Raw genomic sequence first — 14,408 nt, forward strand, 5'->3', positions numbered from 1 at the left:
ATCATGGCGGTCACGATCTACGGGTTGCCCACCTGCGATACCTGCAAGAAGGCGCGTAACTGGCTCGATCGCTTCGGTATCGAGCATGCCTTCGTGGATTACCGCGCCAACCCGGTGCCCCCGGCCACGCTGAAGGCGTGGTCGGAAAAAGTGGGTGGCTGGGAGAAGCTGATCAACAAGGCCTCCACCACGTGGCGCACGCTGCTGCCACAGCGCAAGGACCCGCGCACGGATCCCGAGTGGACCTTGCTGTTGAAGGAATACCCGGCCCTCATCAAGCGGCCGGTGCTCGTCCAGGGCGATGATGTTGCCGTGGGCTTTACCGACAACGCTTACAAGAAGCGCTTTGGTATCTGATATGTCCGACGTCCTCGAGCTCACCCGTGACCTGATCGCCCGCCGCTCCGTAACCCCCGAGGATGCGGGCTGCCTCCCGCTGATCGCCGGGCGCCTCGCGGCGCTCGGGTTCCGCATCGAACACCTGCGCTTCGGCGATGTCGATAACCTGTGGGCCACCCACGGCTCGAACGCGCCGGTACTGGCGTTCCTTGGTCATACGGACGTGGTCCCGAGTGGTCCGGAGGAGCAATGGGCTACGCCGCCGTTCGTGCCCACACAGCGCGATGGGGTGCTCTACGGTCGTGGTGCGGCAGACATGAAGGGCTCGGTGGCCGCCATGGTGGTGGCGCTGGAGCGCTTCGTCCGTACGCATCCCGACCACGCCGGCACCGTGGGCCTGCTGCTTACGTCGGATGAGGAAGGCGTCGCGCTGCATGGTGTTCGCGAAGTGGTCACGCATTTTGAAACCACGGGCCAGCGGATCGATTACTGCGTTGTCGGCGAACCATCGGCGAAAGCGACGTTGGGTGACCTGATTCGCGTCGGCCGGCGTGGTTCCCTCTCCGGCACACTCACCGTGCATGGCGTGCAGGGCCACGTTGCCTACCCTGAAAAGGCGAAGAACCCCATTCACGCCTTTGCGCCTGCGCTGGCTGCACTGGCGGCTGAGCGGTGGGACGAGGGCAACGCGGATTTCCCGCCGACCTCGTTCCAGGTATCGAATATCAATGCCGGGACAGGGGCGAACAATGTCATTCCCGGCCAGCTTGTCGCACTCATAAATTTCCGCTTCTCGACCGCAAGTACGGCGGATGGGTTGCGCGAACGCGCGGAGGCCATCCTGCGCGCGCATGGTGTGGATTACCAGGTGGATTGGCACCTGTCCGGTCACCCCTTCCTGGCACGGCCGGGCGGGCGCCTGCGCGAGATCGTCGCTGGCGTGTGCCGTGACCTGTGCGGGATAGAGCCGGAGCAAAGCACCGGCGGCGGCACCAGCGATGGCCGCTTCATCGCGCCCATGGGAGCTGAGGTGATCGAGCTGGGCCCGGTGAACGCAACGATCCACAAGGTCGATGAGTGCGTCTCCGTCGCCGATCTTGAAGCCCTCCCGGGGTTGTACCTGGCCATTTGCGAGCGTTGCCTGGATAAAACCTGACGCGATGTGAGCGTTCGCGAAGTCATCGTTTCCGCGAGGACTACACGTCCTGACGGCTTTGCCTGCTACTGCGTAGCTCTCGCCCGCCGCATGCTTTTCCCTGGCTTACTGGGGGAGTTTGTATGCGGAAGTGGCTCTTTCTCTCAATGGTGCCCGTCGCCGGAGCGATCGCGCGAGACGCGAACGACGCAGGCGGACGGGACGTCATAACGATCGCGATAGGCGATGGTGGCAGTCCGGCGGATATACGCCAGAGGATTCGTCAGCTCATCGATGATGGGCAGCGCGTGGTCCTTTCGGGAAGTTCCGGTGACCTTGCGCTCGTGCGGCCCGACTTTGCGAGGGCGTGGCCGCCGACGAATACCATTGTTCTCGACCCTGGCATTTCGTTAGGTATCTCGGGGTTCGATGCGGTCGATGAGGATGCACGTAACCGGATGCTGCGGCGGTGGGCCTGGAGCGATGACTTGTTTTCCGTGGCCGCCCGGCCGGATCGGCGCGGCATAGCGCTGGCAGCCGGTACGCGGCGAAGTGTCGAGTTCAGCATGCTCGCCACATCACCCGCCGCGGCATGCAGGAACTTCACTCACAAGATGGCCGAAGCCTTGTTCGGACAAACTCCCCCGACGACCTCAAGTCGACGTGCCTTTCGCAAAGAGGCTCGGCGTTGGTGCCAGTACGGGAATTTGTCCGTACACGCGGCCGAAGGTCCGCAGTATGTGATCGAGCCATTCCGGGGCGATGACAACATCGTGCTCAATCTGGTGACTGAGTGGGCGCTGATGCGTAACGAAGACCGAGTAGATCCGGCCGCAACCACGTATGTGTTCTGGACGAGGACCATGGGTGAGGGCGCCGGCACCGGGTTCTCGCGCCGGTACGGTTCGGATGCGTGGTATGACCCGGCGAGCCTGGCCATCAGGGACATGCTCGACGCGGCCATTCACTCAGGGTGGGGCCCCATTGAACCACCCGGCGTCGTGACCGCGTGGCCTCTGAATTCGGCATTCCCGGCCTCCGGCAACGTCCATCTGTTCCTTTGTGATGGCCCGAACGCGTTTCGCCCCTACGAATGCCCGTTTGCGCCGGTGTTGCGCAAACTTTTCCCGGACGACTCCCATGGCGGTTCCGTAACGGTGTCGACGGGAGAAAGCATTAGCGTCGGTGGGGATATCAGCGTTACGCGGACAGCCAGTACAGACTCGGCATCCATCGACATGACATTCGGGGTTAACCTGCTCCGTACCGTCGCGTCGAATGTGCAGGTCGCATTATCACTGGCCGATACGCGGAGTAATGGTGATAGTCAGTACTACCGAAGTACATGGTGGCGGCCGGATATCCCCGCGATCCAGAGTTGGATCGATGCGCGCCGGCATGCGGGCTCACTGGCTAAGGCCACGCCGCTGGCGGCGACGCTTAACCCGCGCCACGAAATGGTTTGGGAGGTTCCCTTGCAGGGTAATGCCGGGCGTGAGTTGCCCTACCACGTGGTATACGAAGCGGGCTGGAACACGTGCGTGCACGGAAACCATTGCAAGGATTACCGGCGATATCCCGCCCCCGAATTGCCCACCAAGGCACGTGTCGGGTGGTCGGACGGGATCGTACTCAGGCTACCGTCGCGATAGGCTGGCTAGCGCCCCGGCTCGATGGTCAGTGTGTGTTCGACCTTGCCCGGGAGCAGCGGCGTCAGGTGCCCCTGGGCCCATTCTTCGTGGCCCGCGCCATGAAACGGCGAAAGAGGGTGCCCACTTTGGCCACCGGGCATTTCGAGGTAGCTCTCGTCTTCATGGCCTGGCGAAATGGCGAAGCGCTCTGATGCGCCAAACGCCGGTGCCTGCACCCGCGGCATGTCCGTGTCACCGGGCAGCGGTTCCGCAGGCATATCCAGGAAGTGCGAGAGCCAATGGGGCAGGGCTGATGACAGTGGGTGGACGATGTGTGCGGTGTTCTGCTCGCCCCACGTGCGCGCTCCGATGCCGCCCGGTGCTTGCGCAAGATCGTCATACGTCTTGCGCGCTGCCGCCGCGAGCAGGTCATCCCAGTTTTTCCATTTGGGATCCAGCAGGTTCAGCGGACGCAGCGTGAGCATCTGCCACACGGCGCCTTCTGCTGTCGTGCCCCTTGGCCACGTGAAGTCGGGAAAGCGCTGTTTGGCGCGCGCATCGAAAGGGGCAAGGACAAGGTCACGCACGTTTTGCCGGAACGTGCGCACGATACGGTAATCGACGCTGTCGACTGCTGCGTGGCCGCTCCAGGTCGCGACCGCCTTCCGTAGGGGTTCGAGTGAAGGGTCGGTCGTGCGCGAGAGGCTCGACTGGAGAAGGTCATGCCACCGGGAGAGGAATACCGCCCGGTCATCCAGCTGTATGGCGAGCATGTCACCCGGCACGAAGTGCTCCCGTGCCTGCAGGTCATCGCGAATCTGCTGGGCGCGCGCGCCAAGATCGTGGCCCCCATTGCCCAGCAACGCGAGGGCATCGCCACCCACGGTGCGATTGTTGGCGGTCCACAGGCGGCTATCAGCGGGGTCGATGATGCGCGGATAGCGTGTTGCATCGGCAAAGCCCGCCCAGCCGGGCGTCCCCGGCTGGCGCAGCGGGATGGCATTGCCGATCACCGTCCAGCCGATATGCCCGGCGCGATCACCCACGAGCAGGTTCTGCGGCGGCATGCCGGCATGAGGCGCGACATCCAGCGCGGATGCCACTCCCGTGGCGTGCTCAAGGCCCATGATGCCCAGGTTGAAGGCATCCGGCCGGTGCGCGATCCACGACAATGCGAGCGGTGTGCCATCGGCGTCAGTCGCCGCCAGCGGGCCCCATGGCGTGTCCTCGACCGTAAGATGGCGTGCTTCGCCATGCGCGATCTCGATGATTTCATCGTGGGTATCGAATGCGGCGCTGCCGGCCGGCGTGACGTAGCGCGACGGATCGGCCCTGTCGCGTTCCACGCGAACCCAATCCATCCAGTCGCCATAGCTGTTGGTAAATGCCCACGCGATCTGTCCGTTGGAGCCGGCTACCAGCGCCGGCGTGCCCGGCAGCGTCACGCCGTTGAGATCGCGCATGCCGCCAGGCGCTGTTGCGTCAGGAAAACGCAAGCGCGCGCGGAACCAGATATCCGGTACGCGCAAGCCGAGGTGCATGTCATCGGCCACGAGTGCGGCGCCGTTCTCGGTCAAGCCGCCGGCCACGGCGAAGCTGTTGCTGCCTGGCATCGCGTCGGGGAGAAACGGCATGGTCGCCATGGCGATCGAGGGCTGCGCACGCAGGTCGATCACATCGGGCCCCGGAAGCCCGACATCGGGCGAGCGTGAACTGTCCAGCGGCGCCTCCCACGTGGGATCGGGCGCGGCCAATGCATCGACAAGCGGGCCGGGCAGCACGGCATGCAAGCGCGCCAGTCCGAGTTCACGGCCGTTCGTGCCATCCTCGTTGAGCTCGAAATACATAGCCCCGAGCACCAGGAGGCTGTCTTCGCTCTTCCAGGGGGAGGGTGCCTGCCGCAACAGCAGGTATTCCCACGGCCGTACGTGGAGCCTGCCCAGGCCGGCATTGACGCCATCCCGATAAGCATCGGCCAGGGCACGCTGGTCGGGCGGAAGGAAGGCGTATGCCGCCTCCGCGACGGCACGCATGCGGTGTACACGGTGCCGCAAATCCACATCCACCGCCGCCTCGCCCACCAGTGCCGCCAGCTCGCCGGCGGCTACCCGGCGCAGCAGGTCCATCTGGAAGAAGCGATCTTGCCCATGGGCGAAGCCCAGCGCCCATGCGGCGTCACGGCGGCTTGCCGCCTGTACGGTAAGCGTGCCCGCGCCATCGCGCTGGAGGGTAACCGGCGCTTCCGGGCCCTGCATGGTTAGGGTGCCATCCAACTGCGCCAGGCTGCCCGATAGCGCAGCGTAGCCTGCCGCTCCCACCAGTGCGACCAGGATCAGGAGACCGATCAACAGGCGGCGGGCAAGGCGCATGCGTGGTCAGCGTTTCTTGGGGAACACGGCGACCATGCCGGCGTAGGGCTTGGTCATGAAGGCGGGTGCCCCTGCGTAGCCTGCGGTGGGTGTCCACGCCTGGGAAATGGTGCCATCGAGGAACAACGCGTCGCGACAGCCGAGCTCGTCGCGGAACAGCCGGGCGAACGAGTGGAAGTTAACCGGGGCGCGGCTGACCACGAAGACCACGTCGTGCGGCGTCTTTGCACACACACCGCTACGCCACTTCATGCTGTCCGAACTATCGTCGAATTGCGTATTCACCTTGCCGTCGATCACCAGCATGGGGCCGGATTGCGTGGCCCAGCGCGGCTTTTTTCCCGCGGCGCGGAACGCCTCGGTGGGGAGGATTTCGGCTGTGCCATCCTCATAGATGGCGAACACGCCGTTGGGCAGCAGCGAGAAGTTGCCCGAACGCGGATTGCCGTGGGCCAGGTTCAGCGGCACGACCGCCTTGCCGTCCTCCACGTACAGCCCCAGCGGGCGGAAATCACGATCGTAGATGCCCGCGTTGGTAGCGAACACCAGCGGCCGGCCTTTCGCCGCGGTCCACGTCTTCAGCGCCTCGAGGCTCGCGAAAGGCTGCCCGCTGTCCGGGTTGCGCCAGTACAGCTCGATGTCCTCGCGGCGCGTATCCACGCTGGCCACGAAATACGACTGGCTATCGAACACCACCTCGCGTCCTTCCACCGCGTCCGCGGGCGCGGCGCAGCCGATGGACAGGGCGGCGAGGCCCACGAGGGGGAGGCTGCGGATGAGAAAACGGCTGGTCATGCGATGGATACGACGGTGGGGCATCCACCGATGTTCGCCGGGCAGGCGGGGCGCGCGCAAGGGCTGGCGCAAGGCACGTGTACGGCGACGGGAGCGCGAGCCCCGGTAGGCGTAAACTCCAGGGTTTACCCCTGCCGCATCACGCCATGCCCTATACGCCCATTGTCGCCACCCTTGGCTATGTGCTGTCGCCCGACGGCCAGCGCGTGCTCATGATTCACCGCAATGCCCGCAAGGATGACCAGCACCTGGGCAAGTACAACGGCCTGGGCGGGAAGATGGAGCCGGGCGAGGATATTGCTGCCTGCATGCGTCGTGAGATTCGCGAGGAGGCGGGCATTGAATGCACCGAAATGAGCCTGCGCGGGACGCTGAACTGGCCGGGTTTCGGCAAGAACGGCGAAGACTGGCTGGGCTTTATCTTCGTCATCACCCGTTTTGAAGGTGAGGCCCTGTCCTCCAACCCGGAAGGTACCCTTGAATGGGTGAAAGCGGATGAACTGGACGCCTTGCCCATGTGGGAAGGCGATCGTCACTTCCTGCCGCTCGTCTTCGATGCCGACCCGCGGCCGTTCCATGGCGTCATGCCGTACAAGGACGGGCGGATGGTGTCGTGGAGCTATACCCGGCTGTAACGCGACCCGCTTGTGACCTGCAGGAGCGCGCACGCGCGCTCCTGCAGGGAGCGGTTATCAACCGCTGGTTTCGATCCGTTCGACGCGACGCAGGCCGCGCGGCAGCACGCCACCGCGGGTGGCGCGGTTGCCGCCGTATTCCACCAGGTCGGCCCACTTCAGGGTGAGCTTGCGGGCGCCCGCATACATGGTGACTTCGCCCTTGCCCTCGGTGACCACGGCAACGCCGACCACGCGCTCTTCGCCCGAGGCCAGCTTGGCCTTCGGGATCTCGATGAGCTTGTTGCCTTTGCCCTTGTCGAGCTCTGGCAGCTCCGCCACCGAGAACATCAGCAGGTGGCCTTCGCTGGTCACGACCACAATGCGGTCGCGCGACGGATCCGGCGTGATGGCGGGGCCTAGTACGCGCGCGCCATCGCTCAGCGAGATGATCTGTTTACCCGCCTTCTGGCGGCCCGTGAGGGCCTCGAAGCGCGTCACAAATCCATAGCCGAAATCGGTGGCGAGCACGATGCGGGTGTCGTTGTCGGCCGCGACCACGGCATCAAAGCGTGCGCCGGCGGGCGGGCTGAACCGGCCCGTCAGGGGCTCGCCGTTGCCGCGGGCGGAAGGGAGTGTGTGGGCGGGCGTCGCGTAGGCACGACCGGTCGAATCGATAAACGCGACCTGCTGCGTGGTACGGGCGCGAGCGATGGCTGCCAGGCTATCGCCTTCGCGGTAAGACAGCGCCTCGCCGTCCACATCGTGGCCCTTGCCGGCGCGTACCCAGCCCTTCTGCGAGAGCACGACAGTCACGGGCTCGGAAGCGACCAGTGCGCTCTCATCGAGGGCCTGGGCGACACTGCGCTCGATCAGCGGCGAACGGCGCTCGTCACCGAACTTTTCGGCGTCGCCACGCAATTCGTCCTTGATCAGGCTCTTCAGCTTGGCCGGGGACTTGAGCAGGACGTTGATCCGCGCGCGCTCTTCCTCGAGCTTGTCGCGCTCTTCATTGATCTTCATCTCTTCCAGGCGGGCCAGCTGGCGCAGCTTGGTTTCGAGGATGTAGTCGACCTGCTCCTCATCGAGGCGGAAGCGAGCGATCAGCACCGGCTTGGGCTCTTCCTCGGTGCGGACGATGCGGATCACCTCATCCAGGTTGAGGTAGGCGATACGCAGCGCCTCGAGCAGGTGCAGGCGGCGCTCGACGCGGCTCAGGCGGTGATTCAGGCGGCGGGTGACGGTATCGGTGCGGAAGCGCAGCCACTCGGCAAGGATCGTCTTCAGATCCTTCACCTGCGGGCGGCCATCCAGGCCGATCATGTTCATGTTGATGCGGAAGCTCTTCTCCAGGTCCGTCGTGGCGAAGAGGTGCTGCATCATCTCGTCCACATCCACGCGGTTCGAGCGCGGCACGATGACGAGGCGGATCGGGTTCTCGTGATCGGATTCGTCGCGCAGGTCCTCGATCATCGGGAGCTTCTTCGCACGCATCTGCGCGGCGATCTGCTCCAGGATCTTGGAGGGCGATACCTGGTGGGGCAGGGCGGTGATCACGATATTGCTGTCATCGCGCTCGTAGATGGCGCGCGCACGCACCGAACCGGTGCCGGTCTGGTACATCGCGACCAGTTCCCGGCGCGGCGTGATGATTTCGGCCTTGGTCGGGTAATCCGGGCCCTGCACATGCTCACACAGGTCGGCGATGGTGGCGTCCGGGTCGTCGAGCAGGCGGATACACGCGCTGGCGACCTCGCGCAGGTTGTGCGGCGGGATATCGGTAGCCATGCCCACCGCAATGCCCATGGAGCCATTCAGCAGCACGTGCGGCACGCGCGCTGGCAGCCACGTGGGCTCCTCCAGCGTGCCATCGAAGTTGGCCGACCAGTCGGTGGTGCCATGGCCCAGCTCGGAAAGCAGCACTTCGGCGATGGGGGTCAGGCGCGATTCCGTGTAGCGCATGGCCGCGAAGCTCTTCGGATCATCCGATGAACCGAAGTTGCCGTGGCCATCCACCAGCGGGTAGCGGTACGAGAACGGCTGGGCCATCAGCACCATGGCCTCGTAGCAGGCCGAATCGCCGTGCGGATGGAACTTGCCGATCACGTCACCAATGGTACGGGCGGATTTCTTCGGCTTGGCCTGGGCGCCCAGGCTGAGCTCGCTCATGGCGTAGATGATGCGCCGCTGGACCGGCTTCAGGCCGTCGCCGATAAAGGGCAGGGCGCGATCGAGCACCACGTACATCGAGTAATCGAGGTACGCACGCTCGGCGTAGTCCTTGAGCGGGATCTGTTCGTAATTGGCTTGCAAATTCATGTATTTAGCGATCCGGCAGCGCGCCTCGGCGCGTCGTTAACCGGAGGATGGTGCCAGAAACACGTCTCAGGAGCGAAGACTGGGGCGCGGGGAAGGCCGGATCGCGTGCAAGGGCGCTCCTGCAAGGGATCACAGATAGCCTCGACAGGGCGGCTGTTCCAGGAGCGCGCTTGCGCGCAATGGGATGTGCCTCAGGGCTTAGCCGTGTCCGTCTCCTTCAGGAACCTGATCAGCCCCGTGAAATACGTCTGCTGGTCGTCGTACATGGCCAGGTGCGCGCCCTTGGGGCACAGCAGAAAATGCCCGTGGGGCAATTTCTTGGACATGGCCTCCATGTACTTCGGGTCCATGGTGTCGTACGTGGCGCCGATCACCAGGGTCGGCACGGTGATCTTCGCCAGGTCCTTGCTGCGGTCCCAGTGCAGCAACTTGCCGCTCGCACCCAGCTCGCTGGGCCCCTGCATGGACACGTAGATCTGCTCGTTTATGTGACCGAACGCGCGGGTGACCGGGTCAGGCCACTGGTCGGCCGGCATGCGCAGCACGTGCTGTTCGTAGTGCATGGGGGTCAGGATCGCCATGTAGGCCGGATCGCTGGTCTTGTGCTCGCGTTCCATGCGCTGCACTTCGGCCAGCTTTTTCTGATCCATGGCAGGCATTAGCACGGTCTTCGCATACACGTTGTACGCCGGGATGCTATCCACCATGTTCGAGATAACCAGGCCCTTCAGGTGCTGCTGGTATTTCAGGGCGTATTCAATGGCAAGGACGCCGCCCCACGAATGGCCGAGCAGGTAGAAGTTGTCCTTGTCCAGGTGCAGCGCCTGGCGCACCTGCTCTACTTCCTCGACAAAGCGCGGGATCTCCCACAGGGATTCGTCCGTGGGCTTGTCGCTGAATGCCGAGCCAAGCTGGTCGTAGTAGTAATACTCGATGCTGGCACCAGGGAAATAACTATCGAAAGCCTCGAAGTATTCGTGGGTCGCGCCAGGGCCGCCGTGCAGGAGCAGCACCTTGATCGTAGGGTTATTGCCCACGCGCTTGGTCCACACGCGGAACTTTCCCTTGGGCGTATCGATGGTGATCATCTTGACGCCGCCCGAAAGCACGTCGTCGCGCCCGGTGTTGTCGAAGTACGACGGCGGTGGCGCTGCATGAGCCGCGAACGCCGTAAATGCAAGCAACAGAATTGTCATCAAACGGCGCATGGGCCGAACCTCCCCGGAAATTATTGCGACTATCGCGTTAGCTGTAACGGACCGCAAGCCGTCACCTCGCTTTTATGTTCCGGAAGGTTCCCCAACAGCCCACCCCGGTATTCACCCGGGAGCCAAGCCGGCCCTGCTTAGATAGGGTTTTACGCAGCGGACGTTTCGATGCGCAAAGATCTTTCCGCCGATGGCCTGCGCGGCCTGGCTGCGGTCAACGTATTGCTCTGCCACCTCTGCCTGGCGTTCCTCCCCGGTGGGTTTGCTTATATCTACCCGGATACCACGACCCCTGCGGCGATGGAGGGCGCGGCCGAACACATCATTGCCTTTCAGCCCCTTTCTGTACTGTGGAATGGGCAGTTCGCCGTATGCATTTTCTTTGTGCTCAGCGGTTACGTGCTGACTAAGGCGTTTCTCGTCTCGGGTGATCTGTCTGTCATTCGGCTTCGCGCCTCACGTCGATACCTCAGGCTTGGCGTGCCTATCTTCGGCTCGGTTATGTTTGCCTGGCTTGTCATGGCGATGGGTTGGAGTCAGGCGCGGGAGGCGGGGGCGCTTTCCGGCTCGACATGGGTGGCAGATTTCTGGGAGAAGCCACCGGACGTTCTGGAGGCGCTGCGAGACGGCGTTTACGGGACCATTCTGGGCGGGTGGTCGCGGTTCAACCCGACGCTCTGGACGATGAAGATTGAGTTGTTGGGCTCGATCTTCGTATTTGCGTATCGGGCGCTGGCGGTACGAGATGCATCGCGCGCAGGCGCGCTCCTGCAGGGGATGCCGCGCGTATTGTGTTTTGCCATGGCGATGGCGCTTTTGCTTTGGTTCTTTCCGAATGACTGGCCGTACTACGCGGCGTTCCTGATCGGGAGCCATGTCGGCGAGATGCCCCTTGTGCGCTCTAAGCCGCTGCTCGGCGCGTTACTCGTGGGCGCCGTTGTCTGCGGTGGTTTCGATGTGTCGCCCTGGTATGACTGGACACGCGTGCTGCCGCTGGACGATAACGTGCGTAAGGCGGCCTTCAATGTCGCCGGTGGCGTCATGCTGCTTTATGTCGTGCGGTGTGGCGTGCTGGATCGCGTGCTGCAGAGCCGCCCGGCCCAATTCATGGGTCGCATTTCCTACTCGTTCTATCTGGTCCACCTGCCGATCTTGCTGAGTTTCTCGGCGTGGTTCTTTGTGTTTCTGTCTGGCCGCCTGTCACTGGGCCCGGTTGCCGCGGCGCTGCTCACCGCGCCGGCGACGTTCACCGTGGTCATCGCAGCCGCATTGCTGTTCGACCGCACGTTCGACCGTTGGGGCATCCAGCTTTCGCAGTACGTGTTTCCCGGCGCCCCGCGCGCGCAAGTCCCGCTGCGCTTCCGCTACGTAGGCAGGAGCAGGCCGAGCCCGCTCCTGCCAGGACATAGCTGGTTCAGAGGACGAAATCGGCCTGAACGGGGAAGTGGTCCGACGGATAGCGCCCGTCTTTCGAAATCGTAATCGTCCGCACGCTCTTCGGTTCGAGGCCGCGATAAAGGATCCAGTCAATGCGTTTCGTCGCGGTACCGGTGAAATTATGGAAGGTCTCTTCGGGGCCTTCCTTCTTCGGTGCGGTCAGCCACGCATCCTTGAAGGATGCGGTAAGCGAGCGGTGCGATTCGCTATCAGGCCCGGTGTTGAAGTCACCTGTGATAACCACGGGCGTCCCGGCGGGCAGCTTCCTCACCCATTCGGCCATCTCGTGCGCCGACTTTGAGCGCGCCTCTTCGTCGTTATCGCGGTAGGGGAAGTGTGTATCGAGCACATAGAACTGCTTGTGGTCCGAAAGGCGCTCAAACAGCGCCCAGTTCACCATGCGCGGGAAGATATTGCCCCACGTGATGCTGGCGACCTTATCGGGGGTATCGGAAAGCCAGAAATCACCGGACTTCACCAGCTTCAGGCGATCCTTCCGGTAGAAGATGCCCATGTGCTCGTCCTTGTGCCCACCGAAGCGGTCGCGGCCGAACCAGGCGAACTGGGGCAGGCGGGCCACGGTGTCATCACCCTGCTGCTGAGCGAGTTCCTGCGTACCGATCACATCGGGATCCATCTGGCGGATCGTGTCGGCGAACAGGTCCTTGCGCATGTCCCAGCGGTTCGGGCCATCGGGACCGGTAATGGTGCGCACGTTGAAGGACATGACCTTCAGGTCTTCGGTGGCAGTCGCGGGGCCGGCAAAGACGGCGGCGAGCGCGGCGAGGAGGGCGAGGTGACGCAGACGGGACATGCGGTCGGCTTCCTGTGGAGAAGCGTTCGACTATAACGACGTAACGTGGCGGCGGCGTGTTACGTAGGTCGCGTTCTTCCGCGGCGGTGGGGCATTTCGTCGCGAGTCGTTGGGCAGGGGCGGCCTGCGGCGCGTCCTGGGGCACAATAAGCGTCTGAACCCCAGAAGGATTCCGCCGTGTCGGAACAAAGCCCTGATTCCCGGCCCCCCAACAACGGCCGCCGTGCTGTGGTCGCCGTGGTGGGCGTTGCCTTCCTTGCCTCGCTAGCCACCCTGATCTTCGCGCTGACCGCCTCCCATGGCGCCCGCCAGCGCGATGCTGCCGCCATAGTGGCGGATGGCGATGATCTGCACGGCGTGGTCAGTGACTGGCGCGCCCAGGTCACGGCGGCGGAGGGTGCGTCGGCCGACCAGCGAGATGCGCTGATCACGACGCTGCGGAAGCGAGCCGACGCGACCAGCGCCTGGAAGCCGCGCACCCCATGCGGCCAGGTGGCACAGGAGCGCTTGCGCGCCGCCATGGATGTTCGCATCGCCAGCCTGTCGAGATCGACGCCTGGACATGTGCAGGACGAGCAAGCCATCGTCGACGATGCGTTGCGCGTTTGTGTGGCGCAGGCTGGGCGGGACGTCGAAAGTTAATTGAACCACCTTGCGATCGACCTGGCGCCTCCAGCGGTGAGCCACGCAACCGCGCTACCCGTCGTGGCAACGGTGGCGGCGGCCGCGCTGCCCACGCCTTTCCATGTTGGCAGCTTACTCACGTCAACTTGTAAGTTGCCGACGTCGACCTGCAACTTGCCGACGTCGACCTGTAGCTTGCTTACGTCGACTTGCAGCTTGCTTACGTCGACCTGCAGCTTGCTTACGTCGACCTTGAGTGTACCGACGTCCTGTTCGAGTCTCGCTACGCGAACCTCAAGCCTGTCGACCTTGGCCTCGATGCGATCAAGGCGGAGTTCGATGCGATCGACCCGATCCTCCATGCTGTCCAGCCGCGTTTCGATTCTTGCGACGCTCGCCTCGAGCCCGCCGACTTTATCGACCAGGACGTTTAGTCGACCGTCCATGCTTTTCAATCGGCCGTCCATGCTTTTCAGCAGGGCTTCGAGCGCCAGGTTATTGTTCCCTGGTGCGGCGTATCGCGAGTTGCGCACACTGCGTGGCGGCATTTTTATTCTCCCTAGTTGACCAGTTGCGGCGCCAGCGAATCGAGATACGGTTTGGCGAAGAACTGGAGTGCAAGCCACATGGCGCCGATGACGGCCCCGGCGGCCACGGCGACCGTCTTCCACAGGTCGGCGCGGGTGGGCATGTGTGCGATACGCTCTTCAATCGCGGAAACGTTCCTGGAGATATGGCCGACGTCGACTTCGAGCCGGCCGACTCGTTCGGCAAGGTTGGCGACGAACTCTGCAGTCATCGGGCGTCCTTCAGGCGCACTGGCCCAGTTAGGGGAGAGGGCCTAGGTTCGCATCTGCCTAGCGTCTCGTATGTAGGCGATTCCCTCTTTGTGCGTCGGCGTAGCAGTTCGTGCGAGATCGGCGGGTTCGCGCAACGCGGCGCCGGGTGCGATGGTCGCGCCGGGATTAAACGAGAACTGTTCTTGTTTAAGCGAATGCGGCGACACAAAAAAAGCCCGCTCAATGAGCGGGCTTTTTTCTGAATAAATGGTGGCTCGGGACGGAATCGAACCGCCGACACGGGGATTTTCAATCCCCTGCTCTACCAACTGAGCTACCGAGCC

The 14,408-nt window shown here is 63.7% G+C and carries 13 protein-coding genes and 1 tRNA gene; 6 read left to right on the forward strand and 8 right to left on the reverse strand.

Going from position 1 to position 14,408, the window contains the following annotated elements; translation table 11 throughout:
• The first annotated feature begins 3 nt into the window (after nucleotides 1–3).
• The 3 genes from ABIE56_RS20355 (at nucleotide 4) to ABIE56_RS20365 (ending at nucleotide 3,126) form a co-directional block, all read left to right on the forward strand.
• Entirely contained in the window at nucleotides 4–357 is a 354-nt protein-coding gene (locus tag ABIE56_RS20355) for a Spx/MgsR family RNA polymerase-binding regulatory protein (RefSeq protein WP_429245626.1), read from the forward strand.
• 1 nt (nucleotide 358) lies between these two features.
• Nucleotides 359–1,495, forward strand: coding sequence for a succinyl-diaminopimelate desuccinylase (dapE, locus tag ABIE56_RS20360; RefSeq protein ID WP_429245627.1), 1,137 nt, complete (start codon nucleotides 359–361; stop codon nucleotides 1,493–1,495).
• A 122-nt stretch (nucleotides 1,496–1,617) separates the two neighbouring features.
• Nucleotides 1,618–3,126 (forward strand): hypothetical protein, encoded by a 1,509-nt coding sequence (locus ABIE56_RS20365; RefSeq protein WP_429245628.1) that lies wholly within the window; start codon nucleotides 1,618–1,620, stop codon nucleotides 3,124–3,126.
• Between the two features lie 5 nt (nucleotides 3,127–3,131).
• Here the strand turns inward: ABIE56_RS20365 and ABIE56_RS20370 are convergent, their stop codons facing one another.
• On the reverse strand, nucleotides 3,132–5,474 hold the full coding sequence (locus tag ABIE56_RS20370) for a penicillin acylase family protein (RefSeq protein ID WP_429245629.1): 2,343 nt from the start codon (nucleotides 5,472–5,474) through the stop codon (nucleotides 3,132–3,134).
• A 6-nt stretch (nucleotides 5,475–5,480) separates the two neighbouring features.
• Nucleotides 5,481–6,269, reverse strand: coding sequence for a phosphodiester glycosidase family protein (locus ABIE56_RS20375; RefSeq protein WP_429245630.1), 789 nt, complete (start codon nucleotides 6,267–6,269; stop codon nucleotides 5,481–5,483).
• 146 nt (nucleotides 6,270–6,415) lie between these two features.
• On the opposite strand from ABIE56_RS20375, the gene ABIE56_RS20380 reads away from it, so the two are divergent.
• A complete protein-coding gene (locus tag ABIE56_RS20380; RefSeq protein ID WP_429245631.1) occupies nucleotides 6,416–6,904 on the forward strand; it encodes an NUDIX hydrolase in 489 nt (162 codons plus the stop codon).
• Between the two features lie 57 nt (nucleotides 6,905–6,961).
• Here the strand turns inward: ABIE56_RS20380 and parC are convergent, their stop codons facing one another.
• Complete coding sequence (gene parC, locus ABIE56_RS20385; RefSeq protein WP_429245632.1) at nucleotides 6,962–9,202, reverse strand: DNA topoisomerase IV subunit A; 2,241 nt, start codon at nucleotides 9,200–9,202, stop codon at nucleotides 6,962–6,964.
• A gap of 191 nt (nucleotides 9,203–9,393) precedes the next feature.
• On the reverse strand, nucleotides 9,394–10,410 hold the full coding sequence (locus ABIE56_RS20390) for a proline iminopeptidase-family hydrolase (RefSeq protein WP_429245633.1): 1,017 nt from the start codon (nucleotides 10,408–10,410) through the stop codon (nucleotides 9,394–9,396).
• A 168-nt stretch (nucleotides 10,411–10,578) separates the two neighbouring features.
• Between ABIE56_RS20390 and ABIE56_RS20395 the strand changes: the two genes are divergently transcribed.
• Entirely contained in the window at nucleotides 10,579–11,892 is a 1,314-nt protein-coding gene (locus tag ABIE56_RS20395; RefSeq protein ID WP_429245634.1) for an acyltransferase family protein, read from the forward strand.
• On the opposite strand, the gene ABIE56_RS20400 is transcribed toward ABIE56_RS20395, so the two are convergent.
• Nucleotides 11,825–12,661, reverse strand: a complete 837-nt coding sequence (locus tag ABIE56_RS20400) for an endonuclease/exonuclease/phosphatase family protein (protein WP_429245635.1) — start codon at nucleotides 12,659–12,661, stop codon at nucleotides 11,825–11,827. The two genes, ABIE56_RS20395 and ABIE56_RS20400, sit on opposite strands and share 68 nt — an antisense overlap.
• 177 nt (nucleotides 12,662–12,838) lie before the next feature.
• Here ABIE56_RS20400 and ABIE56_RS20405 point away from each other — a divergent pair, with 177 nt between their 5' ends.
• Nucleotides 12,839–13,303: a hypothetical protein gene (locus tag ABIE56_RS20405; protein ID WP_429245636.1), complete on the forward strand. Its 465-nt coding sequence runs from the start codon at nucleotides 12,839–12,841 to the stop codon at nucleotides 13,301–13,303.
• Here ABIE56_RS20405 and ABIE56_RS20410 read toward each other — a convergent pair.
• The 3 genes from ABIE56_RS20410 to ABIE56_RS20420 all read right to left on the reverse strand — a co-directional run bounded on the left by ABIE56_RS20410 (nucleotide 13,300) and on the right by ABIE56_RS20420 (nucleotide 14,408).
• The gene (locus tag ABIE56_RS20410; RefSeq protein WP_429245637.1) at nucleotides 13,300–13,833 is read right to left on the reverse strand and encodes a hypothetical protein; all 534 of its coding nucleotides are present in this window, start codon (nucleotides 13,831–13,833) and stop codon (nucleotides 13,300–13,302) included. The genes ABIE56_RS20405 and ABIE56_RS20410 overlap by 4 nt on opposite strands.
• A gap of 11 nt (nucleotides 13,834–13,844) precedes the next feature.
• Nucleotides 13,845–14,084, reverse strand: coding sequence for a hypothetical protein (locus ABIE56_RS20415; protein WP_429245638.1), 240 nt, complete (start codon nucleotides 14,082–14,084; stop codon nucleotides 13,845–13,847).
• A gap of 248 nt (nucleotides 14,085–14,332) precedes the next feature.
• Nucleotides 14,333–14,408 (reverse strand) — tRNA-Phe (locus ABIE56_RS20420).

The organism is Luteibacter sp. 621 (assembly GCF_050435445.1).
Classification (GTDB): Bacteria; Pseudomonadota; Gammaproteobacteria; order Xanthomonadales; family Rhodanobacteraceae; genus Luteibacter.

Bases quoted from the DNA above. Each gene is read 5' to 3' on its own strand.
- ABIE56_RS20370 (WP_429245629.1), bottom strand. From the start codon at position 5,474: ATGCGCCTTGCCCGCCGCCTGTTGATCGGTCTCCTGATCCTGGTCGCA.
- ABIE56_RS20410 (WP_429245637.1), bottom strand. From the start codon at position 13,833: ATGCCGCCACGCAGTGTGCGCAACTCGCGATACGCCGCACCAGGGAAC.
- ABIE56_RS20355 (WP_429245626.1), top strand. From the start codon at position 4: ATGGCGGTCACGATCTACGGGTTGCCCACCTGCGATACCTGCAAGAAG.
- ABIE56_RS20375 (WP_429245630.1), bottom strand. From the start codon at position 6,269: ATGACCAGCCGTTTTCTCATCCGCAGCCTCCCCCTCGTGGGCCTCGCC.
- ABIE56_RS20415 (WP_429245638.1), bottom strand. From the start codon at position 14,084: ATGACTGCAGAGTTCGTCGCCAACCTTGCCGAACGAGTCGGCCGGCTC.
- ABIE56_RS20365 (WP_429245628.1), top strand. From the start codon at position 1,618: ATGCGGAAGTGGCTCTTTCTCTCAATGGTGCCCGTCGCCGGAGCGATC.
- ABIE56_RS20395 (WP_429245634.1), top strand. From the start codon at position 10,579: ATGCGCAAAGATCTTTCCGCCGATGGCCTGCGCGGCCTGGCTGCGGTC.
- dapE (WP_429245627.1), top strand. From the start codon at position 359: ATGTCCGACGTCCTCGAGCTCACCCGTGACCTGATCGCCCGCCGCTCC.
- ABIE56_RS20380 (WP_429245631.1), top strand. From the start codon at position 6,416: ATGCCCTATACGCCCATTGTCGCCACCCTTGGCTATGTGCTGTCGCCC.
- ABIE56_RS20400 (WP_429245635.1), bottom strand. From the start codon at position 12,661: ATGTCCCGTCTGCGTCACCTCGCCCTCCTCGCCGCGCTCGCCGCCGTC.
- parC (WP_429245632.1), bottom strand. From the start codon at position 9,202: ATGAATTTGCAAGCCAATTACGAACAGATCCCGCTCAAGGACTACGCC.
- ABIE56_RS20390 (WP_429245633.1), bottom strand. From the start codon at position 10,410: ATGCGCCGTTTGATGACAATTCTGTTGCTTGCATTTACGGCGTTCGCG.